Annotated in this window: 20 protein-coding genes, 2 tRNA genes, 3 rRNA genes and 2 pseudogenes; 10 read left to right on the forward strand and 17 right to left on the reverse strand. The window is 60.5% G+C overall.

Going from position 1 to position 26148, the window contains the following annotated elements; genetic code table 11:
* Window positions 1-65 precede the first annotated feature (65 nt).
* Window positions 66-185, reverse strand: a pseudogene (locus L0U83_RS26735) (NADP oxidoreductase coenzyme); the annotation flags it as partial.
* 131 nt (window positions 186-316) lie between these two features.
* Window positions 317-1057, reverse strand: a complete 741-nt coding sequence (locus L0U83_RS26740; RefSeq protein WP_233887173.1) for an SDR family NAD(P)-dependent oxidoreductase — start codon at window positions 1055-1057, stop codon at window positions 317-319.
* A gap of 122 nt (window positions 1058-1179) precedes the next feature.
* Here L0U83_RS26740 and L0U83_RS26745 point away from each other — a divergent pair, with 122 nt between their 5' ends.
* On the forward strand, window positions 1180-2070 hold the full coding sequence (locus L0U83_RS26745; RefSeq protein ID WP_233887174.1) for a LysR family transcriptional regulator: 891 nt from the start codon (window positions 1180-1182) through the stop codon (window positions 2068-2070).
* Window positions 2071-2076: 6 nt separating this feature from the next.
* Here the strand turns inward: L0U83_RS26745 and L0U83_RS26750 are convergent, their stop codons facing one another.
* The gene (locus tag L0U83_RS26750; protein WP_233887175.1) at window positions 2077-2967 is read right to left on the reverse strand and encodes a LysR substrate-binding domain-containing protein; all 891 of its coding nucleotides are present in this window, start codon (window positions 2965-2967) and stop codon (window positions 2077-2079) included.
* Between the two features lie 101 nt (window positions 2968-3068).
* Between L0U83_RS26750 and L0U83_RS26755 the strand changes: the two genes are divergently transcribed.
* Window positions 3069-3659 (forward strand): LysE family translocator, encoded by a 591-nt coding sequence (locus L0U83_RS26755; RefSeq protein WP_233887176.1) that lies wholly within the window; start codon window positions 3069-3071, stop codon window positions 3657-3659.
* A gap of 75 nt (window positions 3660-3734) precedes the next feature.
* Here L0U83_RS26755 and L0U83_RS26760 read toward each other — a convergent pair whose 3' ends face one another.
* From L0U83_RS26760 to L0U83_RS26770, 3 genes are read right to left on the reverse strand one after another with little or no spacing between them, the layout of a single operon-like run.
* Complete coding sequence (locus L0U83_RS26760; RefSeq protein ID WP_233887177.1) at window positions 3735-4349, reverse strand: hypothetical protein; 615 nt, start codon at window positions 4347-4349, stop codon at window positions 3735-3737.
* A gap of 48 nt (window positions 4350-4397) precedes the next feature.
* Window positions 4398-5183, reverse strand: coding sequence for a molybdopterin-dependent oxidoreductase (locus L0U83_RS26765; RefSeq protein WP_233887178.1), 786 nt, complete (start codon window positions 5181-5183; stop codon window positions 4398-4400).
* A gap of 6 nt (window positions 5184-5189) precedes the next feature.
* The gene (locus L0U83_RS26770) at window positions 5190-5783 is read right to left on the reverse strand and encodes a cytochrome b/b6 domain-containing protein (RefSeq protein ID WP_233887179.1); all 594 of its coding nucleotides are present in this window, start codon (window positions 5781-5783) and stop codon (window positions 5190-5192) included.
* A gap of 395 nt (window positions 5784-6178) precedes the next feature.
* Here L0U83_RS26770 and L0U83_RS26775 point away from each other — a divergent pair, with 395 nt between their 5' ends.
* Both L0U83_RS26775 and L0U83_RS26780 read left to right on the forward strand, forming a co-directional pair.
* Window positions 6179-6976, forward strand: coding sequence for an anti-sigma factor family protein (locus tag L0U83_RS26775; protein ID WP_233887180.1), 798 nt, complete (start codon window positions 6179-6181; stop codon window positions 6974-6976).
* 3 nt (window positions 6977-6979) lie between these two features.
* A complete protein-coding gene (locus L0U83_RS26780) occupies window positions 6980-7639 on the forward strand; it encodes a YceI family protein (protein WP_233887181.1) in 660 nt (219 codons plus the stop codon).
* A gap of 75 nt (window positions 7640-7714) precedes the next feature.
* Here the strand turns inward: L0U83_RS26780 and L0U83_RS26785 are convergent.
* Both L0U83_RS26785 and L0U83_RS26790 read right to left on the reverse strand, forming a co-directional pair.
* Window positions 7715-7981: pseudogene (locus tag L0U83_RS26785) on the reverse strand (SDR family NAD(P)-dependent oxidoreductase); the annotation flags it as partial.
* Window positions 7982-8027: 46 nt separating this feature from the next.
* Window positions 8028-8780, reverse strand: coding sequence for an SDR family oxidoreductase (locus tag L0U83_RS26790; protein WP_233887182.1), 753 nt, complete (start codon window positions 8778-8780; stop codon window positions 8028-8030).
* A 191-nt stretch (window positions 8781-8971) separates the two neighbouring features.
* Between L0U83_RS26790 and pdxR the strand changes: the two genes are divergently transcribed.
* Window positions 8972-10492 (forward strand): MocR-like pyridoxine biosynthesis transcription factor PdxR, encoded by a 1521-nt coding sequence (gene pdxR, locus L0U83_RS26795; RefSeq protein ID WP_233887183.1) that lies wholly within the window; start codon window positions 8972-8974, stop codon window positions 10490-10492.
* A gap of 175 nt (window positions 10493-10667) precedes the next feature.
* On the opposite strand, the gene rrf is transcribed toward pdxR, so the two are convergent.
* The 8 genes from rrf to L0U83_RS26835 form a co-directional block, all read right to left on the reverse strand.
* Window positions 10668-10781, reverse strand: a 5S ribosomal RNA gene (gene rrf / locus L0U83_RS26800).
* A gap of 146 nt (window positions 10782-10927) precedes the next feature.
* A 23S ribosomal RNA gene (locus L0U83_RS26805) occupies window positions 10928-13808 on the reverse strand.
* A 338-nt stretch (window positions 13809-14146) separates the two neighbouring features.
* Window positions 14147-14222, reverse strand: a tRNA-Ala gene (locus L0U83_RS26810).
* 37 nt (window positions 14223-14259) lie between these two features.
* Window positions 14260-14336 (reverse strand) — tRNA-Ile (locus L0U83_RS26815).
* 66 nt (window positions 14337-14402) lie between these two features.
* Window positions 14403-15935 (reverse strand): 16S ribosomal RNA (locus tag L0U83_RS26820).
* Together the 16S, 23S and 5S rRNA genes with 2 tRNA genes alongside form the textbook arrangement of a ribosomal RNA operon.
* Window positions 15936-16211: 276 nt before the next feature.
* Window positions 16212-16445: a hypothetical protein gene (locus L0U83_RS26825; protein ID WP_233887184.1), complete on the reverse strand. Its 234-nt coding sequence runs from the start codon at window positions 16443-16445 to the stop codon at window positions 16212-16214.
* Window positions 16442-18715, reverse strand: coding sequence for an EAL domain-containing protein (locus tag L0U83_RS26830; RefSeq protein WP_233887185.1), 2274 nt, complete (start codon window positions 18713-18715; stop codon window positions 16442-16444). The genes L0U83_RS26825 and L0U83_RS26830 overlap by 4 nt, the downstream gene beginning before the upstream one ends.
* 339 nt (window positions 18716-19054) lie before the next feature.
* Entirely contained in the window at window positions 19055-21268 is a 2214-nt protein-coding gene (locus tag L0U83_RS26835; RefSeq protein ID WP_233887186.1) for a glycoside hydrolase family 3 C-terminal domain-containing protein, read from the reverse strand.
* 509 nt (window positions 21269-21777) lie between these two features.
* Here L0U83_RS26835 and L0U83_RS26840 point away from each other — a divergent pair.
* Window positions 21778-22215, forward strand: coding sequence for a carboxypeptidase regulatory-like domain-containing protein (locus L0U83_RS26840; protein WP_233887187.1), 438 nt, complete (start codon window positions 21778-21780; stop codon window positions 22213-22215).
* Window positions 22216-22487: 272 nt separating this feature from the next.
* A complete protein-coding gene (locus L0U83_RS26845; RefSeq protein ID WP_233887188.1) occupies window positions 22488-23201 on the forward strand; it encodes a GNAT family N-acetyltransferase in 714 nt (237 codons plus the stop codon).
* A 13-nt stretch (window positions 23202-23214) separates the two neighbouring features.
* Here the strand turns inward: L0U83_RS26845 and L0U83_RS26850 are convergent, their stop codons facing one another.
* The gene (locus tag L0U83_RS26850) at window positions 23215-24180 is read right to left on the reverse strand and encodes a GlxA family transcriptional regulator (RefSeq protein WP_233887189.1); all 966 of its coding nucleotides are present in this window, start codon (window positions 24178-24180) and stop codon (window positions 23215-23217) included.
* Window positions 24181-24289: 109 nt separating this feature from the next.
* On the opposite strand from L0U83_RS26850, the gene L0U83_RS26855 reads away from it, so the two are divergent.
* From L0U83_RS26855 to L0U83_RS26865, 3 genes are all read left to right on the forward strand, one after another.
* Window positions 24290-24583, forward strand: coding sequence for a hypothetical protein (locus L0U83_RS26855; RefSeq protein ID WP_233887190.1), 294 nt, complete (start codon window positions 24290-24292; stop codon window positions 24581-24583).
* A gap of 169 nt (window positions 24584-24752) precedes the next feature.
* Window positions 24753-25127, forward strand: coding sequence for a BON domain-containing protein (locus L0U83_RS26860; RefSeq protein WP_233887191.1), 375 nt, complete (start codon window positions 24753-24755; stop codon window positions 25125-25127).
* Between the two features lie 133 nt (window positions 25128-25260).
* Complete coding sequence (locus tag L0U83_RS26865; protein WP_233887192.1) at window positions 25261-26136, forward strand: GNAT family N-acetyltransferase; 876 nt, start codon at window positions 25261-25263, stop codon at window positions 26134-26136.
* Window positions 26137-26148: the final 12 nt, after the last annotated feature.

Raw genomic sequence — 26148 nt, forward strand, 5'->3', positions numbered from 1 at the left:
AGCGGCGTGAACAGCATTGGGTGACTCATGACAACTCCGTCCAGCGCGTTTTGGCGCGCTGAATATCAATCGAACTTGACCAGATCCTGGAAGATAAGCTGGGCCCACGTGTTACCGCGTGCCTGAACGAGGAGGCCGCCCTCGCCGATCTTCCCGAGTTCGACCGGCGCGAAGCCGAGCCGATCTTGCCTAGTCCGAGGATTGCACAGATCATTGAACTGTCCACTAGTCATCCTCTATAAGAAAAAGATCACTTTGGCGAATGCCGAAATCTGCCGCAGCCGATGTCTCCGCAGTAAATGGCGACCCTTGTTCCTCAAACCTGGCCGATGCCGCCGTCATTCATCAAATCCGCGCCCGTCATATAGGAACTCTGGTCGGAGGCGAGAAAAAGCGCCGCGCTGGCCATCTCCTCGGCCCGGGCGAGCCGGCCGATCGGGACCATGCTCTTGTACATGCTCACCAGATCCTCGCGTGTCGCCGACTGGGCGTCGAGAATCGGGGTGTCGGTGACCCCAGGGCTGAGCATATTGACGCGAATACCGCGATCCTTGAATTCAGCGGCCCAGGTGCGGGCATAGGAACGCAACGCGGCCTTGGTCGCCGCGTAGGCGGTATGACCAGGAATACCCATGAGGTGCATGGCTGACGAAACCAGGATGATCGATCCACCACCCGTCATCATCGGCAGTAACTTCTGAACCAGGAATACGGGGCCGCGCGCCATGAGATTGAATGCCTTGTCGAAATGTTCGGGCGTGATGGTGTCGATCGAAGCCTGTTCGGTATAGCCCGCGTTCGACACGATGATGTCGACGACACCCTTTTCGTCCCTGACTGCTGCCGCGACGCGGTCGAGGTCCGCGAGATTCGCGGCGTCAGCCTGGATAGCGGTTACGTTGCGTCCGATCAGTTTCACGGCCTCGTCGAGCGGGCCTTGCCGACGGCCGAAGATGAAGACGTGAGCGCCTTCGGCGACGAACCGCTGTGCGATCGCCAAACCGATACCCGTCGTTCCGCCGCTAACGACGGCGATCTTGCCTGCGAGAGTGGACATTCGAACCTTCTGCCTGTTGATGAATGGAAGTCACATCGTAATTGCCGCCCCCGCGGATGATAATTAGCAGAGTTATCATAAGATCTATTCTTCGAGAGAATAGGTTGCACGAGAGACATGCAATGGATCGGTTTCACGAATTGAACGCCTTCATTGCCGTTGTCGAAGCGGGTGGCTTTTCCGCCGCGGCGCGTAGAACCGGCGAATCACAGTCCGCCATCAGCAAGGCGATCGGCGCGCTGGAGATGCGCCTCGGCGTGCTGCTGTTCAACCGAAGCACACGCAGCGTGACGCTTACGGATCAGGGGCAGAAATACTACGAGCGAACCAAGCCGTTGCTGGACGAGATCGAACTGGCCGACAGCGAACTGACCAGCAGCACGCAGGACGTCTCGGGCCTTGTCAGGATTGCCGCCGCTTCGACTTTCGGCCGCCTGCACGTTCTACCGCTCATTCCCGAACTGCTGTCGCGCCATCCTGGTCTTCGGGTCGATCTTGTGTTGTCGGATTTCGTACGCGATATGGTGGAGGATCGAATCGATCTCGCGATTCGAGTGGGCGCCGTCAACGATCCGGATTCGGTCGTGAAGCGAATCGCCAGCACCCCGCTGGTCTGCGTCGGATCGCGTCGCTATTTCGAGCAACACGGCATACCGAAGGATCCTGCGGAACTCGCCAATCACAATTGCCTGCTCTATGGCGGTTTGATGGAATCAGCCAACTGGCCGTTTCATGGGCCACGAGGCCGGTTCAGCGTACCAGTGCGAGGCAACCTGTCGTCGAATAGTGTCGAGACAATACGATCTGCCGTGCTCGCGGGTGTGGGTATCGGACTCTTCGCGAAGCTTTCGCTCGCCGATGAACTCAAGCATCCCGACATCGTGACCGTGCTCGACGAGTTCATTCGCGACGCCCGCGACGTGAGTATCGTCTGGCCGAGGCGCCGTTTCGTGCCTGCGCGAGTGCGCCGGGTCACCGACTTCTTTGCTGCGGCGCTACCGCCGCGCTTGTAGGATACGTTACGCAATGCTCACAAGCTGCGCGCGTGGAGTGCCTGCATCGTTCGACATCGATTCGTGTACGTAGCGCGCGAATTCCTTCGCCGCGGGTTGAACCGTCGCTGGAAATCGCAGGCAGATTGCGAACGCAGGCAACGCAGGCAAGCCGGTTGCGTCAGGCGTGAGCATCTCCAGATCGGCCGGCACCGTGCACCCGAGCCAGGTCGTGATCGCGAGGCCCGCGCGCACCGTCGCAGCGGTCGCCTCGATGTTGCCGCTCTCGAACACCGTGCGCCACGCAATGCCCTTGTCCGCGAGCGCGCCGAGCACCACCTGCCGGAACGCGCAATGCTCATCCACCATCGATAACGGCAATGGCCGCTTCTGCCACGCATCGCTGCCGCGCCCATTGACCCACACCAAGGGCTCGATGCGGACCACTTCTCCTTGCGCTTCGCTCGCGACGTATTCGATCAACGAGACGTCCACACGACCACCGTCGACCGCTTCACGCAGCTCCGGTGAGGCCTCGCATACCAGCGATATGTCGACGTGTGGATGGGCCTCGGCGAATGCCCTCATCGCGGGCGCGAGCCGCGTCACGAGATCGTAAGGCACACCCACACGCAGTGCGCCGCGCAGCGGCTGGCCGGTCATATCGGCCCAGATTTCGTCGTTCAGCCGCAGCAGCTTGCGCGCTTTCACGAGAAACTGCTCGCCCTGGCGCGAAAGCTCCAGCTTGCGCGTCTTGCGCACGAATAAAAGGCAATCCAGCACGTCTTCGAGGCGCTTCACCTGCTGGCTCACGGCGCCTTGCGTCATGTGCAGCAGATTCGCGGCGACCGTCATGCTGCCGCTATCGGCGACCACTACAAAGGTACGGATCAGATCGAGGTCCAGGTTCCGGCTCATCTATGCATTATTCCGCGTAATGGATCGCATCAATATTATTACCTTTCAGGATGCGTTGCTGATCCGTACAGTGCAGATCTCACTTACGCGGATGTGCATCCATGACCTCGATCCTGCCGCTTCTACTTTTTGTCGCCGTCTCGACGGTGACGCCCGGAGGAGCAACCACGCTCGCCACCGCCTCGGGCGCACGCTTCGGCTTCGCACGCTCCATTCCGATGATGCTCGGCATCGCGATAGGCCTCGCCTTTCTCGCTGCGATCGCCGCGCTTGGGCTGGGCGGTTTGCTGCTCGCGTTGCCATCGCTGCAAACGGCGGTGAAGGCGCTCGGCACTGCGTATCTGCTGTGGCTCGCGTGGCGCATCGCGCGCAGCGGGCCGCCGGGCGCAGACAACGGCCCCGCGCGCCCGGTTACGCTCGTCAACGGTTTGCTGCTGCTCTGGCTCAACCCAAAAAGCTGGGCGATGACGGTCGGCGCAGCGGCGTCGTTCGCGCTACTCGCAAGCAGTCCGAACCGCCTTGCGATACTCTTCGCCACCGCGTTTGGCGTTGCTGCGTGTGCGTCGCTCGCGCTTTGGTGCGCGCTTGGCGTGCTGCTCGCGCGATTCTTTCGAACGCCGCGTCACTGGCGCATGCTCAATCTCGCGATGGGCGTGCTACTCGCGGCATCCCTCCTTCTGACCTGGAGATAAGCATGTCTTCGCCGAAAGTCGTCGCACAGGTCAACGATCAGTACGTGAAGGTCGCGATAGCGCACGCCCGTGGAATCACATTGGAGGAACGACACCGTCCTTTTCGACCACGACGCGCTGCGCGGCATATGTACTCTGTGACGCTGGCTTCGCGACCACGAAGACTTGCTTGCCTGGCACCAGATCTGAGCGGGCAGCAGGCACGAAGGTGACGATGGGTACATTCGGTGGCACCGTTACCTCATTGCTGCCGCCCTTGTACGACAGCTTTAGGTTGCGGCCGTCCGTGCCCTGCACGACAGTATCAACGTTCGCGTTGGTCATCGTGCTGTTCGGGCCGAGGTCCCACGCGTAGTGGCCCTCCCCCGTGCCGCGTGCGGCTTCCGGGAAGACCACGACTTCCGTTGCAGTCAGCTTGCCATCCGTGCCCGTCGTCGCGGCCGTGCCGACGAACGTTCCCGGCTTGATGTCGGATAGCTGCATCGCCTTGACGGTCGACACAGGAACATTTGCCGCGAGGGCGATCGAGACCGTGTCGCCACTGCGTCGATGGACCTTGAGAACATCGCCGTCGAGAGAAACAATATTGCCGCGAATACGCGTTGGCTTCACATCAGGCGTTTGTGCCAGCGCGCTGCCGGCAAGCGCCATAGCGGCAATGGTCGCACCAACTTTCAGTCGAATGGTCATGAATGCTCCGTTTAGCAGATACGCGTTGAGGAAAAGGTCGATTGCACTTCAGGAACCGCCGAACCAGTTGTAGCCCTGGTTCTCCCAATAGCCACCAGGGTACTCGTTCGTCACCGTGATGGCGACGATATGCTTGGGATTTTTGTAGCCGAGTTTGGTCGGCATCCGCAGCTTCGCCGGAAAGCCGTATTTCGGCGGCAGCACGTCGCCGTCATAGGTCAACGTGAGCAACGTCTGTGCGTGCAGCGCTGTCGGCATGTCAATGCTGGTCCAGTAGTTATCGGCGCAATGGAGCGCGACATACTTCGCAGTCCTGTCTGCCCCCGCGCGGCGCAGGAATTCGGAGAAACGCACACCGCCCCAATGCCCGATCGCGCTCCATCCTTCGATGCAGATATGGCGTGTGATCTGACTCTCTTGAGGCATCGCCTGCAGTTCGCCGAGCGTCCAGGTGCGTTTGCCGTTAGCGAGTCCGCCCACCTGGAGCCGCCACGTCGCGGAATCGACTTCCGGTACGTCGTCGATGTCATAGAACGCGTTGAACGGGAAAGGCCGCGTGATCATCGACTCCGGATACGTCGGCGCCATCTTGTTCGGATCGAAGAGCAGCGCCTGCACGCGGTCGTTGAAGAACGACATCTTGCGCAGCATGGTATTCACCGACTTGTCGTTCGAGAGATCGCAGCCCGAGAGCATGGCAATGCCGCCGAGCGAGAGTATCTGTTTGCCGAGCAATCGGCGCGCGGGACTCTTCAATTCGCTGCGCGCGTCCTTGATGATCGAATCCGCGTGCGAGACGAGAAACGCATTGGGTTGCTTTTTGCCTGAGCGCATGATCGATTACCGTCCGCGAATCATCAGGAGTAGCGAGCGCGGCACGAATGCAACCATAACGACGTGCACGACGAAAAACGCTACGAGAACGCTCATGGCGAAGAAGTGGACGACACGTGCGTTGTCGTATCCACCCATGAGTGTGCGCAACAGCGGGAACTGAACCGATTTCCATACCGCCAACCCCGAAAGGATCAGGATCGCGATATCCACGATAACCACCACATAGGCCAGCTTTTGAACGGCGTTGTAGCGCGCCAGATCCTCATGCCCCAGTTTGCCGCGCAGCGCGGCGGCAAGATCCTTTGCCAGCGCACCGCAACGGATCGGCAGAAGCTTTCTCCAGAGGCGCTTTGAAAGGATATTGAGGGACATGTAGACGAGATAATTCGCGACCAGCAACCACATGATCGCGAAGTGCCACTGCAATGCGCCACCCAGCCAGCCGCCCAATGTCATGTTCGCGGGAATTTTCAGTCGTGCGAAGACTGGCGAGGCATCATAAATCTGCCACCCGCTTGTCACCATCAGCACGACTGCCACGGCGTTGATCCAGTGTGTCGTGCGAACCCAGAGAGGCTGAATTATCGTTCGGCTCATTTGCAGGCTTCGTGGAAGTTGTTCGTCTGCGATCGGACCTCGCTCGATCTTTCCGAGGTCGCACCGTGTTGCTGGGTAAACCTCACATGTGCGCCCCTATTCCACGGCTGCTGAGAATATTTTCCTTACAGATTTACAACACTCCAATTCGGCTTCCAGGCGCAGAGGAATAAAGGGGGCATGCTGAGCGTTTTCTCGATGTCCTCAGCACGTCACGGGGCGGTGATCCAGTTCAGACAGACTCTTTCGGTGTGAATGGACACGCTGGCAACCCGGCGGTGGCCTGGCTGCCAGTACGGCGGTGTCACACCTTTAGCGGGCGACTGACGCATTCGCGTGCCGCTTGCAAGAGTGGCTCCGCAGCCACGTGTCGTTGGCAGTATTGAGCAGGCGCGATGAGCGACGATCTCTACCCCGGTGCGGCATCAGGCTTCAGCGATCCGGAAGTGCGTGCGCTATCGGCATTCGTCGACGGTGAACTGACGCCAGCGGAACACCGGGCACTAGGAGCACGATTGGCAGTCAACCGGCATGCTGCAATCCTCGTCGCCAGCTATCGCGCGCAGCGGGCCGCCTTGCGCGTACTGTGCGCTGATTCCGCCGCGCAAACGACCAGACCGTACGCGGCGCTGCGCACGCGCGCGTCCTGGCAGCATCGCGCCGCGCTCACCGTCAGCGCGTTCGCCGCGGGCGCCGCCCTTGCAGGGCTCGCCAGTGTGATTTCGACGTCCGTTGCGCCTATTTCGGCACAGATGGCATTTGCCGGGCAAGCCGACCTCGCTTACGCGGTCTACGCGCCCGAGCGGCGTCATCCGGTCGAGGTGACTGCCGCGCGCGAGGGGGCGCTCATCGTCTGGCTCTCGAAGCGCCTGAATCGTCCGCTCTCGGCGCCGTCGCTACGTGAGTACGGCTATGCGCTGCTGGGTGGGCGGCTGTTGCCAGGTATAACCGGGCCAGCCGCGCAACTCATGTACGAAAACGGGGCTGGCGCGCGGCTTGCGCTTTACATGAGCACAACTTCGCAACGCGATATTCCGATCCAACTCCTGCGCGAAGGCGATCGTCGTACGTTCAGTTGGGCAAACGATCATATGGATTACGCGCTCTCCGGGCAGATGACCGAGGGTCAATTGCGCACGATAGCTGCCGACGTGTGCAGCGAGTTGGGCGGACATCCCGAAAAGTGGAGGTAAAGCGTGCTGGATCGCATCCCCATTCGTCGACCTGGCGTGGCCATGGGTCGTCTCAAACCACGCGCAGTCGTAATCGCGATGTTCGCCTGCGCTGCGTGCGCAGCTTTCGGGGTTAGCGCCGATCCAGTCGACGCGTCTTCACCACTGGCACAGTATCGACTCGATCCAGGCCGTTCGGGTGTGACATTCGACGTCACGAACGCCTGGCATTCGAATCTCACGATGCGCTTCAGCCGTATAGGTGCCGAGCTCGATGGATTCCAGGGTTTGGTTTCGGGCCGGGTCATGGTGACGATCGACGCGACAAGCCTCGAAGCGAACGCGCCCTTTGTCACCGGAATCGTCGAAGGCGGCGGCATGCTGGACGTGATGCACTATCCGGCCATTCGCTTCGTCAGCACTCGCCTTGTCCGGACCGGTCCGCTCAATTGCCTTTTGACAGGTAACCTAACGATCCGCTCGACGACGCACCCCGTCACGCTCGACGTCACCTTCGACGCAGACCCACACGAGCCGCCGGGCACACGCCAAACGCTGGCCTTCTCCGCCGACGGCCATTTCAGCCGGGCAGCGTTCGGGCTGACGAAATGGTCCTCCGCTGTCGGGGATGACGTGCACATGAGGATCCGTGCCGAATTCATCAGGGAGCGTGCGGATCCGTGAGTTCTACATTTCCCGCCGGGAGAAGTCATCGCTAACGGAATACAAAAGGGCACCGGCCAGCGGTGCCCGGAGAAGCTAGTGACCGGCGCTTTGACCGCCATCGACGTGAAGAATCTCTCCCGTGATGAACGTTGCGGAATCAAGGAAAAGAATCGCGTCGGCGATATCGCTCATTTCGCCCATGCGCCCCAGCGGATGAAAGGCGCCCAGCGCTTCATGGGTGTCCGGCGCGTGCATCGGCGACTTGATGATCCCCGGCGCGACGGCATTCACGCGAATCCCTTTGCGCGCGTATTCGATTGCCAGCGACTTTGTGGCGGCATTCAGTCCCCCCTTCGTCAGGCACCGGTCACAACGACAACTTTTTGTGATGTGCTCATACCTGCAATCACCCTTTGTTAGCTCGCACCAGCCACTGGTCCAGGCTCACGCGGCCAATTCGCGCGTCGCCGAGCGGTACGAGCGACTGTTCCTCTACGCGCCCGCCGTAGTAGCGCGCGTCTTGATGCGTCACCACAGGGCGCGTGTCACCGAGCGAATTCAAATAACGTTCGACGATCGCGGCGAACGGCTCACGGTCCGGGCCCGCGATATCGACGGTGCCGTTCAGTGGCTCGGCAAGTGCGACCTGCGCGAGGATCGCTGCGACGTCATCCGCGGCGATCGGCTGGAACAGGCCGTCGCCAACGCGCACCGTCCCGTCTACCGTGCCGGAATCAGCAATGGCGCCGATGAATTCCATGAACTGGGTCGCGCGCACGATCGTGTACGGCACGCCCGCCGCCTCAATCGCCTCCTCCTGCGCGACCTTGGCAACGAAATAGGCGTTCTCCGGCGTGCGCTCGCAGCCGACGATGGACAGCGCGACGTGATGACGTACCCCTGCGGCCACTTCGGCCTTGCCGAGATTGCGCGTCGAGACGCGGAAAAAATCGAGCACCGCCTGGGGCTCCCACGAAGGCGCATTTGCCACATCCACTACGACATCGGCATCAGCCAGCGCGTTGCTCAGGCCTTCCCCCGTCACGGCGTTCACACCGTTGCGCGGCGACGCAGCGCATGCCTCATGTCCCGCCTCGCCAAGCAGCGTGACGAGACGCGAGCCGATCAGGCCGGAACCACCGATTACAACGATCTTCATGGCACATTCTCCAGATGAGAGTCAGTTGGCACGGGTAAGCGGCTGGCGGCCGTATCGCGTGAAAGCGCGTGCCGCCGTCGCATCGTGTGAGGCTATTGTGGGAAGATCATGAACTATCGAAAAGTGCCAAGAATTGTCGATCGGACCAGGACATCCTGATTCCACCGCTTGCTCGCAAGACCGTCACGACCGTGTCGCCTACCGCATTCACAGTCAATATCGATCGGGAACAGCAGTTGCCGATCTACCTGCAGATCTGCGCGCGCTTCAGAACCGCGATCGCGGCAGGGCATCTGCGTCCGGGCGATCGAGTGCCCGCGCTGCGCAGCCTCGCCACGCAATTGAACACGGCGCGCGGCACGGTTGAACTGGCCTATACGATCCTGGTCGACGAGGGCTATCTCCAGATGCGCGGTGCCGCCGGCACGTTCGTGTCGCCTTCGCTGCCTGCGTCTGCGACGCGCTCGCGCACGCAAGGCACAGCGGGTTCGAGTGGGGCGCAAAGCATTAAAGGGGCCGCTAAATCTCGGTCGTCAGGCGGATCACACAGCGCGCCACCAGCGACGCACCCGCTTGCCATTGCAGCCGCCATGAGCGGCGAGCCGCGTCCGCTGCAACCCGGGCTGCCCGCACTCGACGCGTTTCCGGTCAAGGTTTGGAATCGTCTCGTTTCACATCGCGCGCGCAGCGGCGAGCGCGCGATGCTCGCGTACCCGGATCCTTCCGGCTACCGGCCGCTGCGCGAACACATCGCTACGTATCTCGGGCTTTCACGCGGCGTAACCTGCCTGCCGGAACAGGTGTTCGTGACGGGAGGCTACCGCGCGACGCTCGAGCTCGTGTTGCGCAGTCTCGCCCGCCCGAACGACAGCGTGTGGTACGAAGATCCAGGCTATCTGCTCGCGCGCGGCTTTCTGGCTGAAACCGGCGTGCAGCTCGTCGGAGTGCCCGTCGACGGCGAAGGAATCGACGTCGAACGCGGCACACAGCTCGATGCGCAGGCGCGCTTCGCGCTGGTCACGCCTTCGCACCAGAGCCCGCTCGGTCACACGTTATCGCTCGCGCGACGCATGGCGCTGCTGGACTGGGCGCATCGAGCGTCAAGCTGGATCGTCGAAGATGATTACGACAGCGAGTTCCGCTATCTGGGGCGGCCATTGCCGGCTTTGAAAAGCCTCGACCAGCACGATCATGTGATCTATTGCGGTACATTCAGCAAGGTGATGTTTCCCGGCCTGCGGCTCGCTTATACGGTGGTGCCGGAGCGCGCCGTCGATCGCGTCGGGCGGGTGGCGCGCAGCATGAACGCTGGATCGCCAACCCTGTTGCAGGCCGCTTTGGCCGACTTCATCGAGCAGGGGCATTTTGCACGGCATCTGAAGCGCATGCGTGCGCTATACGCCGAGCGGCGCGTGCTGATCGTCCGCGCGCTGGAGCAGACGTTCGGCGAGTGGCTGATCGTCGAATTGCCGCCAGGCGGGATTCAGTTCGCGGCGCAGTTCGCAGAAGGGCCTCGTGGTCCGGTCGACGACGTCGCGGTTGCCGCGCGCGCCCGCGAGGCAGGGCTCGCCGTGCTGCCGCTTTCGATCTGGTACGCGAATGGCCGCACGCATCGCACGCCACGCGGCCTTGTGATGGGCTTCGCAAACATCGCCAATGCCAGCGAAGCGGGCCGCCTCGCGCGGACATTGCGCGCGTGCCTGGACGGCTAACGCGCGGGTAGCCCCGACCTGCAACGCGTGGTGCCTTGCTGGTAGATCCAGCACTCCTGCACGCGACCGTAAGTGATCGAGCGTGAATGCCAAGAGCAGGATTTACGCCGCCCAAACGCCAGAACCCCGGCTCTCTTTCGGAGACACCGGGGTTCTGGACGTTACAGCATAAGGAGCCTGACGATTACCTACTTTCACACGGGCAATCCGCACTATCATCGGCGTGGAGTTGTTTCACGGTCCTGTTCGGGATGGGAAGGGGTGGGACCAACTCGCTATGGTCATCAGGCATGACGGGTTGCTGCGTCGCCTTTGGAGGCGCCACAGCCAATCTGGAAGAAGCGTAAAGAGGGTGTTGCTGAATTGGGGTTGTGTTGTTTGAATCGGCACAACACGTGATCACTCAACCATGCGTGTCTGAAACACACCTGTTATAGGATCAAGCCTTACGGGCAATTAGTATCAGTTAGCTTAACGCATTACTGCGCTTCCACACCTGACCTATCAACGTCCTGGTCTCGAACGACCCTTCAAGGGGATCTAGTCCCCGGGGAAGTCTCATCTTGAGGCGAGTTTCCCGCTTAGATGCTTTCAGCGGTTATCTCTTCCGAACATAGCTACCCGGCGATGCGACTGGCGTCACAACCGGTACACCAGAGGTTCGTCCACTCCGGTCCTCTCGTACTAGGAGCAGGCCCCCTCAAACTTCCAGCGCCCACGGCAGATAGGGACCAAACTGTCTCACGACGTTTTAAACCCAGCTCACGTACCTCTTTAAATGGCGAACAGCCATACCCTTGGGACCGGCTACAGCCCCAGGATGAGATGAGCCGACATCGAGGTGCCAAACACCGCCGTCGATATGAACTCTTGGGCGGTATCAGCCTGTTATCCCCAGAGTACCTTTTATCCGTTGAGCGATGGCCCTTCCATACAGAACCACCGGATCACTATGACCTGCTTTCGCACCTGTTCGACTTGTGAGTCTCACAGTCAAGCACGCTTATGCCATTGCACTATCAGCACGATTTCCGACCGTACCTAGCGTACCTTCGTACTCCTCCGTTACCCTTTGGGAGGAGACCGCCCCAGTCAAACTGCCTACCATGCACTGTCCCCGATCCGGATCACGGACCAAGGTTAGAACCTCAAACAGATCAGGGTGGTATTTCAAGGACGGCTCCATGCAGACTAGCGTCCACACTTCACAGCCTCCCACCTATCCTACACAAACCGGTTCAAAGTCCAATGCAAAGCTACAGTAAAGGTTCATGGGGTCTTTCCGTCTAGCCGCGGGGAGATTGCATCATCACAAACACTTCAACTTCGCTGAGTCTCGGGAGGAGACAGTGTGGCCATCGTTACGCCATTCGTGCAGGTCGGAACTTACCCGACAAGGAATTTCGCTACCTTAGGACCGTTATAGTTACGGCCGCCGTTTACCGGGACTTCAATCAAGAGCTTGCACCCCATCATTTAATCTTCCGGCACCGGGCAGGCGTCACACCCTATACGTCCACTTTCGTGTTTGCAGAGTGCTGTGTTTTTATTAAACAGTCGCAGCCACCAGTTTATTGCAACCCCTTCACCCTTCTGGCGCAGGCCAGTCAAGCTACAGGGGCGTACCTTATCCCGAAGTTACGGTACCAATTTGCCGAGTTCCTTCTCCCGAGTTCTCTCAAGCGCCTTAGAATACTCATCTCGCCCACCTGTGTCGGTTTGCGGTACGGTCACTGCTGAACTGAAGCTTAGAGGCTTTTCTTGGAACCACTTCCAGTTGCTTCGTCTCCTGAGAGACTGGCCTCACACCCTTGAATTCCGCGCCCGGATTTGCCAAAGCGCCTTCTCCAATGCAAGGACCGGGACTTCCAACACCCGGACAACCTTCCGCGATCCGTCCCCCCATCGCATTCAACAATGGTGCAGGAATATTGACCTGCTTCCCATCAGCTACGCATTTCTGCCTCGCCTTAGGGGCCGACTCACCCTACGCCGATGAACGTTGCGTAGGAAACCTTGGGCTTACGGCGAGGGGGCCTTTCACCCCCTTTATCGCTACTCATGTCAGCATTCGCACTTCCGATACCTCCAGCACGCTTTTCAACGCACCTTCGCAGGCTTACGGAACGCTCTCCTACCATGCGAGACTAGCTCGCATCCGCAGCTTCGGTATATGACTTAGCCCCGTTACATCTTCCGCGCAGGACGACTCGATCAGTGAGCTATTACGCTTTCTTTAAAGGGTGGCTGCTTCTAAGCCAACCTCCTGACTGTTTTAGCCTTCCCACTTCGTTTCCCACTTAGTCATATTTGGGGACCTTAGCTGGCGGTCTGGGTTGTTTCCCTCTTGACACCGGACGTTAGCACCCGATGTCTGTCTCCCGTGATTGCACTCTTCGGTATTCGGAGTTTGCTATGGCGAAGTAATCCGCAATGGACCCTTCAACCATGACAGTGCTCTACCCCCGAAGGTGATACACGAGGCACTACCTAAATAGTTTTCGGAGAGAACCAGCTATTTCCAGGTTTGTTTAGCCTTTCACCCCTATCCACAGCTCATCCCCTAACTTTTCAACGTTAGTGGGTTCGGTCCTCCAGCACGTGTTACCGTGCCTTCAACCTGGCCATGGATAGATCACCTGGTTTCGGGTCTACACCCAGCGACTGAACGCCCTGTTCGGACTCGCTTTCGCTACGCCTGCCCTATTCGGTTAAGCTTGCCACTGAATGTAAGTCGCTGACCCATTATACAAAAGGTACGCCGTCACCCCTTGCGAGGCTCCGACTGTTTGTATGCATGCGGTTTCAGGATCTATTTCACTCCCCTCCCGGGGTTCTTTTCGCCTTTCCCTCACGGTACTGGTTCACTATCGGTCGATCACGAGTATTTAGCCTTGGAGGATGGTCCCCCCATCTTCAGACAGGATTTCACGTGTCCCGCCCTACTTGTCGCATCCCTAGTTCTTCCAATCTGTTTTCGCCTACGGGGCTATCACCCACTATGGCCGCACTTTCCAGAGCGTTTGGCTAACAGTTCAGATAAAGAATGCAGGCTGGTCCCATTTCGCTCGCCACTACTTTGGGAATCTCGGTTGATTTCTTTTCCTGCGGCTACTTAGATGTTTCAGTTCGCCGCGTTCGCTTCACATGACCTATGTATTCAGTCATGGATACTCCATTCGGAGTGGGTTTCCCCATTCGGATATCGGTGGATCAAAGCTTGTTTGCCAGCTCCCCACCGCTTTTCGCAGGCTACCGCGTCCTTCATCGCCTGTGATCGCCAAGGCATCCACCACATGCACTTGTTCGCTTGACCCTATAACGGGTGTGTCTTGCGCCCGGTGTTAGCGCTTTAGCGCTTACTCCGGGCTCATCCCCGAAGGGGACGATTCCGATCACAATCGTTACAGGTTGAGTATTCGTGTTGCGCCGTATTTCAAGGCAATCTTTCGATCACTTAAAAATACATTGATACAATCACAACCCTGATTCACCTACTCATGCCCATCTCTAGACATTTTTGGATGAATCTCTTTACTACTTCTTCCTGATTGTTAAAGAACGACAGCCGATATTTTCATATCGCTCTGACTGGCTCAATCGCCAATGCGAAGTGTTCTGCATCATTGCTGCAGAACGCTGTGCATTGGGAATTGGTGGAGGATGACGGGATCGAACCGACGACCCCCTGCTTGCAAAGCAGGTGCTCTCCCAGCTGAGCTAATCCCCCAGTCACACAACTCAAGGGGGCTGCCCGTCACAGACAGTGGTGGGTCTGGATGGATTCGAACCATCGACCCCCGCCTTATCAAGACGGTGCTCTAACCGACTGAGCTACAGACCCCTGAGTCTGTCTTTCTTACAGCCGACAAGTGTGAGCGCTTAAAACGCAGTGAGCGATGAGCTCATGAAAGGAGGTGATCCAGCCGCACCTTCCGATACGGCTACCTTGTTACGACTTCACCCCAGTCATGAATCCTGCCGTGGTGACCGTCCTCCTTGCGGTTAGACTAGCCACTTCTGGCAAAACCCACTCCCATGGTGTGACGGGCGGTGTGTACAAGACCCGGGAACGTATTCACCGCGGCATGCTGATCCGCGATTACTAGCGATTCCAGCTTCACGCAGTCGAGTTGCAGACTGCGATCCGGACTACGATCGGTTTTCTGGGATTGGCTCCACCTCGCGGCTTGGCAACCCTCTGTTCCGACCATTGTATGACGTGTGAAGCCCTACCCATAAGGGCCATGAGGACTTGACGTCATCCCCACCTTCCTCCGGTTTGTCACCGGCAGTCTCCCTGGAGTGCTCTTGCGTAGCAACTAGGGACAAGGGTTGCGCTCGTTGCGGGACTTAACCCAACATCTCACGACACGAGCTGACGACAGCCATGCAGCACCTGTGTTACGGCTCCCTTTCGGGCACTTCCACCTCTCAGCGGAATTCCGTACATGTCAAGGGTAGGTAAGGTTTTTCGCGTTGCATCGAATTAATCCACATCATCCACCGCTTGTGCGGGTCCCCGTCAATTCCTTTGAGTTTTAATCTTGCGACCGTACTCCCCAGGCGGTCAACTTCACGCGTTAGCTACGTTACCAAGCCAATGAAGGCCCGACAACCAGTTGACATCGTTTAGGGCGTGGACTACCAGGGTATCTAATCCTGTTTGCTCCCCACGCTTTCGTGCATGAGCGTCAGTATTGGCCCAGGGGGCTGCCTTCGCCATCGGTATTCCTCCACATCTCTACGCATTTCACTGCTACACGTGGAATTCTACCCCCCTCTGCCATACTCCAGCGATGCAGTCACCAATGCAGTTCCCAGGTTAAGCCCGGGGATTTCACATCGGTCTTACATCACCGCCTGCGCACGCTTTACGCCCAGTAATTCCGATTAACGCTCGCACCCTACGTATTACCGCGGCTGCTGGCACGTAGTTAGCCGGTGCTTATTCTTCCGGTACCGTCATCCCCTCAAGGTATTATCTCGAAGGATTTCTTTCCGGACAAAAGTGCTTTACAACCCGAAGGCCTTCTTCACACACGCGGCATTGCTGGATCAGGCTTTCGCCCATTGTCCAAAATTCCCCACTGCTGCCTCCCGTAGGAGTCTGGGCCGTGTCTCAGTCCCAGTGTGGCTGGTCGTCCTCTCAGACCAGCTACGGATCGTCGCCTTGGTAGGCCTTTACCCCACCAACTAGCTAATCCGCCATCGGCCACCCCAATAGCGCGAGGCCCGAAGGTCCCCCGCTTTCATCCATGGATCGTATGCGGTATTAATCCGGCTTTCGCCGGGCTATCCCCCACTACTGGACATGTTCCGATGTATTACTCACCCGTTCGCCACTCGCCACCAGGTGCAAGCACCCGTGCTGCCGTTCGACTTGCATGTGTAAGGCATGCCGCCAGCGTTCAATCTGAGCCAGGATCAAACTCTTCAGTTTAAACCTGTTACTGTTTTCGGTTCTCTCGAACCGGTCGCTCACTCAAAGCTGACAGGTCATTGAATAAATTCAAAAACCTGACTTACTTTAGTGTGAGACTCTTGATACTTTTGCTGCTCCCGACTCCATTCCGAAGAACGGGGTCAGGCCGCCACCGCATCAAGCGCCCACACTTATCGGCTGTAAATTTTTAAAGAGCAATTCGTCTTAATCGCTTCGTTTTCGTTCGCAGCGATCAGCGAAGGAGGCGAATTATGCGGGTCATTCCGGATATCGTCAAGCGACTTTCGAATATTTATTTTGGGGGTCGCTACGCCGATTATTTAGAGCCGCATTGCTGCTCGCCTCTCCGTTCAGTTGCAGCCAGTCAAGGCAGGTTCGCATGTGCGTCGACTTGTCCGCATCCAGCGGCACCAACGCGGGACCGGTCGCCCCTTCTGTCACTAGATCGGTGAACGGCCGCTGCATCCGGCCCGCCGCACAATCCGCAGCGATGTCGTTGCCGATCAAGCGCTGACGGTCGCGACGACTCCATCGGGAAGCGGTTGAGGCAGCCCGACACAATACCCTTGCGCATAGTCGATGCCAATCCCGCTGAGGCGCCCGATGATCGCCTCACTTTCCACAAACTCGGCGATAGTCGCCTTGCCCGCAGCGTGTGCCACCTGGTGAATGGACTGGACGATAGTCCGATCGAGGTCGCTGCTGGCGATACCGCGCACGAAGCTGCCGTCGATCTTCAGGTAGTCCACGGGCAGACGCTTCAGGTAAGTGAACGAGGACATGCCGGAACCGAAATCGTCGAGCGCGAAACGGCAACCAAGCGCGCGCAGATTCTCCATGAGGGCAATCGCTTTCGAGAGATTGGTGATCACGGCTGTTTCCGTAATCTCGAAGCAGACGCTTTCGAAGCTGATCCCGCAGCGCTGCTGCTGCTGCACGATATACGCGAGCAAGTCCTCGTCGCCGAGCGAAGCGCCGGAGAGATTGATCGACCAGACGTTTGCTGCAAGATGGCCCGCCGCGATGGCTTCGAAAGCACGGCCGATCACCCATCGGTCGACGAGGGGCATCAGGTTGAAGCGCTCGGCCGCTCCGATGAAGAACGCAGGGGCAATCACACCGCCCGATTCGTCGACCATGCGTAGCAGCAACTCGACGTGCACTTCCTCGCCGGCAGCCCCCTCTTTGAGTGACTTGATCTGTTGCGCGTACAGGCGGAACCGGTCGTGCTCGAGTGCGGCTTTCACGCGGGCCACCCATTCCATCTGCGTATGGGTAGTCGACTGGAGATGATCTTCGAGGCAATACTGATGCACGCGGTTGCGGCCTTTTTCCTTGGCCATATAACAGGCTACGTCGGCCGCCTTCATGATGTCCCACGTCGAGGTCTGCGTGGCGTCCACGTCCACTACGCCAATGCTCACGCCGGTCGTCAGCAAACGCTGGTCCCATGGCAGGCGAATGACGGTCACGGCCTCGCGCAGATCCTCCGCGACCCGCAGGGCGTCGTCGATGCAGCACTCCGGCAGCACCACGCCGAATTCATCGCCTCCGAGGCGCGCGAGGATATGGGCGGCTCGCAGTTGTTGTTTCAAGGCACTGCCCACGCTACGGATCAATTCATCGCCGGCCGCGTGGCCGCACGTATCGTTGACAACCTTGAACTGATCGAGGTCGAGGAACATCACCGCATGCGAGTGCGTCCGAGCCTTCTCGAGCAAGCCCGATAGTCGGCGCTCGAACTCACGGCGGTTCAACAGACCGGTCAAATGATCGTGCGTAGCCTGATATTCGAGTTCGGCAGCGTGCTTGCGCTCCGTGCTGGCGTCCCGAAGCACCATCACCGTGCCCAGCATTTCCTCATCGTCGTCGCGGATCGTCGCCACGGAGCACGCCACGGGCAAGAGCGAACCATCCGGGCGCGTCACCGAAAGTCTGCGCTGCACGTCGTCAGTCGATGCTGCGCGGTTGCGCAGGCATTGAGCAGTGACGATATTGCCGGACCGCTCATCGTAGAGATCACAAACGTCGAACAGCAGCTTCTGGTAGATGTCGCGCGCGGGACGCCCTAGCATGCGCTCAGCGGCGGCGTTGCAATAGGTCACGCTCGCCTGGTTGTCCATGCGGATCACACCGTCATCGATCGAAGCGAGCGTCGCTTCGGTGAGGCTCTTTTCCTTCGCGGCGGCCGCCTCCGCGCGCTTGAGTTCGGAGATATCGAAGAGGCAACCGACGATACGCGTCGCCCGGCCGCTCTCATCGCGTATGGCCTTGCCGCGCCCCCGGCACCACAGGTATTGACCATCGGCCATTCGCAGCCTGTACTCGACGTCGTAGAGGCTGTCATGCTTCAGGTGGTTGACGATGGTCTCGCGCAAGCGGAGCAGATCCGCCGGATGCACGAGCGCATTGAAAGCGCGGGTGTCCATAGGGAGGTCGCCGTCGCCATAGCCGAGTTGCTGGTAAAGATAGCGGGAATAGTAGGCACGGTCGCTAACAAGGTCCCAATCCCATAGGCCGGCATTGATGCCTTCGAACCCGAGGCTGAGGCGCTCCTCGCTCAAACGCAAACGGGCAGCAAGGCGCTGAAAGAGCCGCAGCAGCAGGACCGTGGTGCAAGCGAGCACCATCACGAGCCACGCTACTGCAACGCTGGAGTGCTGAGCGAGCACGGCCGCCGCTGCGGCACTCACCCACGCAGGGACGAGCACCACGACGATTCGACCGCGGCGGTTGCCTTCGGTAAGCCAGTTCACTGCGCGTGTGATCAGTCTCATGGCTGATTTAGTATTCTTCTTGGTTCAGCTTCCATGTGTCGGCTGCGCGCGGCGCTACGAGACAGCATCACAGTGAAGCGTGCGGTGTGTGTCTGGAAAACGCGCAAACGGAGGAAGGCCCACGGACGGGTGGGTCAGTTTATCCGGTTTCCATATTTAGAATGAATGGGGATTACCCGCGCAAGTCATTTGCGTTTGCGTTCTTGCGCGCGCGAATGATAAATACGGAAAGACTTGCGAATCTAATGTTTTAACCGGCTCGCAAACGTTCGCGAGCCGAGTGTTCTCACGCATCGAAGCATGGAGGCTGTCCAACGCAGCCTCCATGCGCCCTCCCAATTACCGGCTCTGCAGGCGGATATCGCGCGAAGACGCGCCCACATACACCGCGCTGCCAGGCACATAGGCCCAGTCGTTACGCGTCGTGTCCCAAACGCTCTGTGCACGTTCGGTAATCGTCACGCGCACCGGCTGCGACTGACCCGGCTTCAGGAACACCTTCTGGAAACCAACCAGACGATGCGGCGGCTCGCCGGCATAGCTCACGCCCAGATACACCTGTGCCGTTTCCGCACCGGCAACGCGGCCGTCGTTGCGCACCGTGAACGACGCCGTGAGCGTATGCCCCGGGCCCTGCTTCACCGTCAAACCCGAATAGCTGAAGTGCGTATACGACAGGCCATAGCCGAACTCGTAAAGCGGCGTGATGTTGTTCGCGTCATACCAGCGATAGCCCATGTCCAGCTTTTCGGAGTACACAGGATCGGTCGCAAAGGCGCCGTTCGTCCCCCACGTCGGCGTGTCCTGATCGCGCACAGGGAACGTAACCGGCAGCTTGCCCGACGGGTTCACCTGACCGAACAGCACGTTCGCAATCGCGTTGCCACCGCCCTCGCCCGGATACCATGCCTCGACGATCGCCGCGACCTGGTCCTTCCACGGCATCAGCACCGGATTGCCGCTCTCGATGATCACGATCGTGCGTGGGTTGGCCTTCGCAACGGCCTCGACCAGTTGATCCTGATTCGACGGATTTGCCAGGCTCAGGCTCTTTAGATCGCCGAAGTCCTCACCCGCAGGCTGCGCCACGACGACGATCGCCACGTCGGACTGGCTCGCGAGCGTCGCGGCCTGTGTGATCTCCTGCTGCGTATAGGCGCGGAACGGCTGCGTCTGGTCGGTGTTGCCCGCGAAGCTCACCTGCGCCGAAGGCGCGAGTTGCTGGATCGCCTGCGTGATCGGTGTATTGAGCTTGAGCCACGGGTTCGTCCACCATCCGCACCCCGTGGACGACGCGAACGAGAGTCCACCGCAGCCCGAGAAGTTGCCTGTCACCGGATCGCGCGTGTTGCCCGAACCGCCGCCACTCAGCACGGCCGTATCGGCATGAGCGCCGATCACCGCGATCTTGTGCAGGCTCGGCGCCGAAAGCGGCAGTTGGCTGTTGTCGTTCTTCAGAAGAACGATCGATTGCTCTTCTGCTGCCTGCGTGAACGCGTTGTACTTCGCGAAGTCGATCGTGGCGCCGCCCTGAGCCGGATGGTCCAGCACGCCGGTACTGATCATCACATAGAGCTTGCGGCGCACCATGTCGTCCAGACGGTCCTGCGAGACGGCCTTCGAGGCGATCGCCTGTTTGACCAGATCGGGCGTGAGGTAGACGGTCGGGCCCACGTCCTCTTCTTCATCGAGGCCCGCGTTGATCGCCGGGGCCGTGCTATGCGTTGCGCCCCAGTCCGACTGCACCTGGCCCTGGAAGCCCCAATCCTTCTTCAGCACGTCGGTCAGAACATGCGTGTTCTCGCATGCGTAGGTGCCGTTCAGGCGGTTATAGCTGCACATCACGCTGCCCGGCCGCGCTTCCTTCGCTGCGATCTCGAACGGCAGCAGATAGAGTTCGCGCAGCGTGCGCTCGTCGATCTGACTGTTGCCGCCCTGGCGGCCGGTTTCCTGTTCGTTGCCGACGTAGTGCTTGATCGTGGCGATCACCTGCTGGCCTTGCGTGCCGATGGTGCGCGCCGCCAGCATTTCGCCCGCCAGCACGGGGTCTTCGCCGAGATACTCGAAGAGGCGTCCACCGCGCGGTTCGCGCGCGAGGTTCGTGCCGCCGCCCAGACCCATGCCGAATCCTTGCTCGCGCAACTGGTCGGCTACGCGTGCGCCGAAGTCGCGCGCGAGATACGGGTCCCAGCTTGCGGCGAGCGCGATCGTCGCCGGAAAGGTCGTGCTCTTCTGGTTCGTACTTCCGGAGCCCGTTGCGGAATCAACCATATTCAGATCGGGAATGCCCAAACGCGGCACGCCCTGAATATAGCCCGCGCCGCCGCCGGGCACGGCGCTCATCTGATATTCGGAATGAATGAACTGGAGCTTCTCATCCTGCGTCATGCGCTTGAGGAGCAGGTCCGCGCGAACATGCGCGCCAAGATTTTGGGGGATGGCCATCAACGGCATCGGCAACGGATAAGGTACGTCGTTGCTGCTGTCGCCGGCGTAGGCGGTAGCGGCCATCGCAACCAGTACGGCGGCGGTGGGCCAACGGGTGATCCTCATATGTCTCTCCGAGAGTTCGAATACGTTATGGAGTACTGATCAGACCGGTAAACAGGGTCTGGCAGAGCGGCCGGCCGCGTCAGGCGCCGGCAAACTTCCTGCGGGGGAAACTGGCTGAGCCGCTGCGCGCAAACGTTTGCTTCCGTGTCTGCGCGTGGGCTTCGCCGGCTGATGTAGCAAAACTCCAAATAATCATATAAAAACTATTGAGTAGTCTTACGAGCTTTTATCTCAGTATTTTCCCGGCTGGCGGTAGCTAACACGCATGAAAGGCGCTAAATCGACAGTTAAACGTAATGTTTGAGTAATGCGATTGTTGTGAACGCAACGGAAAATCGGCATCCGATGTCAATTGCATGACGCTCGCGCATCCGGAACGGCGTCCTGTTAGCGCAGCGTGCGGTGCGCGTAGCGGGCCGAAAAAGAGCTAATCTGTTACGAGGCCTGCGCAAGCGGCGGCGCTCGCGCTGCCGTACGCGAAATCGACGTCACTGTAAGGAGTGGCCACCATGGAAAGGCAACGCAAGGCTCCCCGAATCGCTTCGACACTGCTCGTCGCGGCGTGCGCATTCGTCCTGACAAGCGGCGCACTCGCGCAAACGGGCATGCCGCAAACAGAGCAGCAAGGCGACATCTCGTTCGTGTCCGGCGGGGTTGGCCGCGACGAGTCCACGGCGCTGCAGCAAGCGCGCAGCCAGTGGCCGCTCTCGCTGCTGTTTACCGGCCCCGGTTCGAGCTATGTCGCGGACGTGCAGGTGCAGATCGCGGGCGCCGACGGCGCGTCCGTGCTCGACACGCATTCGCACGGCCCGTACATGCTCGTGCGGCTGCCCAACGGACGCTATACCGTCAACGCCACCTATAACGGCGCAACGAGGACCCAGCGCGTGAACGTCGCCGGCAACGGCAGCGCACATGCGACGTTCTCGTTTCCGGGCAAGCAATGAGCACGAATCGCATCTCCAGCCTGGTAGAGATGACTCACCAGGCTGGGGATGCTTTTATCGATGCCATACCGGCAATGCATGCCGCTATGATGTATCCGCAATCCATGCGCCGCGGCCCGGGCGACGATGTAGCCGCATGAATGCGCACGTCTTCGCGGGCGTGGAGTGGCGCGAGTGACGCCAAAGTTGGCGCGTTCGGCTGTGGTCCGCCGAACGCGCCGCGACTAGACTATCGTCGCAAACCACCTCCATTCTCCAGGGAAGCGCGAATCATGCTCGATGTGCTGGCAACGAAACATGCGGGCAGCACGCCCGCGTTGGACAACACAGTGTGGCACGCGCTAACCGGCCGCCAGCGCCATCTTGCCGTTGGGAACGATCGCGCACTGCGGTATGCGCCCGCCGTTGCCCCCTTTGCGGCGTTGGCGGACGTCACGCGCGAATCATTTGACGCCTTGCGAGGACTGATCGAAGAACACGCCCCCGTTGCCCTGACAACGCTGGATGCCGTTGCGCCTCCCGCCGGCTTCGCTCTAATCAGGCATGCCACCCTGCTGCAAATGGTCTGGCAAGGCGAACCGCATGCGCCCGCCGCGCTGGAGCATGTCCGGCTAACGGAGCGTGACGTGCCGGAGATGCTCGCGCTGGCCGCGGCAACGCAGCCTGGCCCGTTTGGTTCGCGCACCATCGAATTCGGCGGCTACGTTGGCGTGCGCAGAGAGGGCAAGCTCGTCGCCATGGCAGGCGAGCGCATGAAGATCGAAGGACACACCGAAATCAGCGCCGTCTGCGTGGACCCGGCGTTCAGGGGCCAAGGGTTCGCCGCGGGTCTCATGAAGCTGTTGATCGCCGCGATCAGCGCGCGGGGCGAGACACCCTTCCTGCACGTACTCACGTCGAATCACGGCGCCATTGCGATCTATCGCGCGCTCGGCTTTGTCGAGCGCCGCGAGATGCATCTCACGGTGCTGGGCCTCGCGCCATAGCAAAGCCGGTCGCTCACAACAAGTCGGCGCGCAGTTCCCGCACCCCTCTTCCCAAGCGCTGCCGCAACAGGCTGCGCAGCGTCGCGCCGTCGCCGTAACCGACTTCGGCGGCAATCCGCTCCAGGTCGAGCTTGCCGCTGCGCAGCAGCGACTGCGCGTGCTCGACCCGCAAGTCCTGAAAGTACGCCAGCGGCGACTTGCCGAGCACCTCCTGGCAGCGGCGCTGCAATGAGCGCGAGCTGGTTGCCAGCGCCTTCGCGGCGTCCTGCAGCGAGAATCCCGACTTGAGATTTTTCCTCGCCCATTGTTCGAAGCGCTGAATGAGCGGATCGGCTTGCGCCAGATGATTCGGGATGATGTACGGCGCCTGCGAAGAGCGGATGTCGGCCAGCAGATAGCGCGAAACGAGCGACGCCAGTTCCGGGCTCGCAGAGCGGATCAGCCAGAGCGCGAGATCGAGATGCCCCATGGCCGCGCCGGCCGTCACGCCGATATCCGAAGGCACGAGCATGCGCGATTCGTTGAGCTGGACATGCGGATAGCGCTGCCGGAAGAACGGCGCGAGCGCCCAGTTGGTGGTCGCTTCGCGGTGATCAAGCAGCCCCGCCTCCGCGAGGATGAACGTCCCGACGCACGAAGCGCCGACGCGCGCGCCCGCCGCTTGCCATTCGAGCAAACGCGCGATGGCCTGTTCGACGTCCGGGCGCTCAAAAGACTGCAGCAGTTCTTGCGCGGACAGCGCCAGCAACGCCGGCACGATCACCCAGTCCGGCTTCGCGTCCGGCGCGACCGGCTGCACCGGCACCGCAAGCCCGTGAGCCGAACGCACCCGCTTTCTCACCCCCACGAGCGTGACGTCGAAACGCGGAACGCCGCCCATGGCCGCGGCTGAAAGCTTGTTCGCGGCCGCGAACGCGTCGAGCGTGACGGAGAGCCCGGTATCGAACACACCGTCGAGAGCCAGGACGGAAATGCGCATGGCGTAAATGCCTCTAAAGTTGTCGTTTGTGACAGTACAGCCGACGAGACCCCAACGATACACTCAATCGCGTTGCAAGTCGCAACAAACATTGAAAATGGAGGTTGTCATGAAGGTTCTCGCCATTGGATCGATCGTCAAGGAATTCACGCCCGCGCAGCGCGACGAGATCATGCCGCACGAAGTACCCGCCACGCTCAAACTCTACCTGGACGGCAAAATCGAGCAGCACTGGTTTCGCCATGACAAGCCGGGCGTGGTGTTTCTCATGAGCTCGGACTCGGTGGACGATGTGAAGGCCACGCTGGATACGCTGCCGCTCGCCCAGGCCGGCATCCTCGCGTTCGATCTGCTGCCGGTCGGTCCGCTCGCGCCGCTCGGCCTGCTCCTTCAAGGAAAGTAAGGGCAACGAAGGAGGCGTCGGCCACGCATGTGCCGTGCGTTGCCGGCGACCTCCTGGCAGCCTTCTTCTCCTCGCCAAAGATTTCATCTAAAACGTACTGATCCGCCGCTTGTTTTCGATGCGTTGGCGGCTGTTGCGGAACCCGGAAAACCTGGCAAAGGGAAGAAGGATGAAAACTAACAGTAAAAGCCAAATCGTCCATACGCTGGTCTTCGTGGCCATCGCGAGTTGCGCGGGTTATGCGCACGCACAGGCGGCCGCGAGCGCGCCCGGCGAGGCGTCCGCTCAGGAAGGCGCGAGCGCCCAATCGGGCCGGTCGGACAGTGCGCTGGTGCGTGACGTCCGCCGCGCCTTCACACGCACAACGGGACTGAATTTCGCCAACATCCACGTCACGGCGCATGGCGGCGTCGTCTCGTTGACGGGGTCGGTACCGCACCAATCGCAGATCGCGAGGGCCGGCGACGCGGCTGGCTCGGTACGCGGCGTGACGTCGGTGTCCAACCACCTGACCGTGCGTACGGCCCGCGGCAGCGGACCTTGATTCGCGGAACGCAAAAGCGGACTCAGAAGCGGGCTCGTCGGCGGATTCGATCGGCCGCACAGCAGGATCGTCCTATTCCCGGCGCGCGCGTCCTGTCAAAGTGACCGTTCGAACTTCGATCAAGGAGCCCTCCGTGTCCGGTCAGCCCGCGTCTGCGACTCTCGTCTGCGAGACTTTCACCGAATCCGACATCGAAGGCGCGCACGCGCTTTCCCTGCAATTCCGTTGGCCGCATCGCAGCGACGACTGGCGTTTCGCCGCCGCGGCCGGGCACGGTTTCGTGGTTCGCGACGGCCAGACCGTGGTGGGCACCGCGCTGTGCTGGCCTTGGGGCGAGCATGGCGCGACGCTCGGTCTCGTGATCGTCTCGGCCGACCAGCAAGGCCGCGGCATCGGCCGGATGCTGATGGAGCGCCTGCTCGAAGCGCTCGGCCCGCGCATGACCGTGCTGCACGCCACGCAGGCAGGACAGCCGCTCTACGAAAAGCTCGGCTTCAAGAAGATTGGCCTGCTGCATCAGCACCAGGGCGCCAGCTTTGCGGCGCCCATCGTCGAGCCGCCGCCGGGCGAGCGTATGCGTCCGCTCGAACCGGGCGATACGCCGCGCCTCATTGAACTCGCATCGCGCGCGAGCGGGCTCGAGCGCAGCGCACTTGTGCCGCCGCTGCTGGACGTGTCCCAAGGCGTCGCGCTGGTGCGGGGTGACACGGTGGTCGGCTTCGCCCTGTTGCGCCCATTTGGCCGCGGCCATGCGATCGGTCCGGTGGCCGTCGCCGCCGACGATGGACTGCACATGCAGCGAGCCAAAGCGCTGATCGCCAACCGCCTCGCTGCCAACGCAGGCGCCTTCACGCGACTCGATACGCCCGACGAGCAAGGCCTCGGCCCCTGGCTCGAATCGATCGGGCTCGCACGCGTCGACACGGTCGTGAAGATGGCGCGCAACGGCGAGCCCGCGCACGATCCCGGCGTGCTGCAATTCGCCATCGTCAACCAGGCGCTCGGCTGACTGCGAGGACCG

Origin of the sequence: Paraburkholderia flagellata (assembly GCF_021390645.1) — a bacterium.
Classification (GTDB): Bacteria; Pseudomonadota; Gammaproteobacteria; order Burkholderiales; family Burkholderiaceae; genus Paraburkholderia; species Paraburkholderia flagellata.

Bases quoted from the DNA above. Each gene is read 5' to 3' on its own strand.
- L0U83_RS26740 (WP_233887173.1), bottom strand. From the start codon at position 1,057: ATGTCCACTCTCGCAGGCAAGATCGCCGTCGTTAGCGGCGGAACGACG.
- L0U83_RS26745 (WP_233887174.1), top strand. From the start codon at position 1,180: ATGGATCGGTTTCACGAATTGAACGCCTTCATTGCCGTTGTCGAAGCG.
- L0U83_RS26750 (WP_233887175.1), bottom strand. From the start codon at position 2,967: ATGAGCCGGAACCTGGACCTCGATCTGATCCGTACCTTTGTAGTGGTC.
- L0U83_RS26755 (WP_233887176.1), top strand. From the start codon at position 3,069: ATGACCTCGATCCTGCCGCTTCTACTTTTTGTCGCCGTCTCGACGGTG.
- L0U83_RS26760 (WP_233887177.1), bottom strand. From the start codon at position 4,349: ATGACCATTCGACTGAAAGTTGGTGCGACCATTGCCGCTATGGCGCTT.
- L0U83_RS26765 (WP_233887178.1), bottom strand. From the start codon at position 5,183: ATGCGCTCAGGCAAAAAGCAACCCAATGCGTTTCTCGTCTCGCACGCG.
- L0U83_RS26770 (WP_233887179.1), bottom strand. From the start codon at position 5,783: ATGAGCCGAACGATAATTCAGCCTCTCTGGGTTCGCACGACACACTGG.
- L0U83_RS26775 (WP_233887180.1), top strand. From the start codon at position 6,179: ATGAGCGACGATCTCTACCCCGGTGCGGCATCAGGCTTCAGCGATCCG.
- L0U83_RS26790 (WP_233887182.1), bottom strand. From the start codon at position 8,780: ATGAAGATCGTTGTAATCGGTGGTTCCGGCCTGATCGGCTCGCGTCTC.
- L0U83_RS26830 (WP_233887185.1), bottom strand. From the start codon at position 18,715: ATGAGACTGATCACACGCGCAGTGAACTGGCTTACCGAAGGCAACCGC.
- L0U83_RS26835 (WP_233887186.1), bottom strand. From the start codon at position 21,268: ATGAGGATCACCCGTTGGCCCACCGCCGCCGTACTGGTTGCGATGGCC.
- L0U83_RS26840 (WP_233887187.1), top strand. From the start codon at position 21,778: ATGGAAAGGCAACGCAAGGCTCCCCGAATCGCTTCGACACTGCTCGTC.
- L0U83_RS26845 (WP_233887188.1), top strand. From the start codon at position 22,488: ATGCTCGATGTGCTGGCAACGAAACATGCGGGCAGCACGCCCGCGTTG.
- L0U83_RS26850 (WP_233887189.1), bottom strand. From the start codon at position 24,180: ATGCGCATTTCCGTCCTGGCTCTCGACGGTGTGTTCGATACCGGGCTC.
- L0U83_RS26855 (WP_233887190.1), top strand. From the start codon at position 24,290: ATGAAGGTTCTCGCCATTGGATCGATCGTCAAGGAATTCACGCCCGCG.
- L0U83_RS26860 (WP_233887191.1), top strand. From the start codon at position 24,753: ATGAAAACTAACAGTAAAAGCCAAATCGTCCATACGCTGGTCTTCGTG.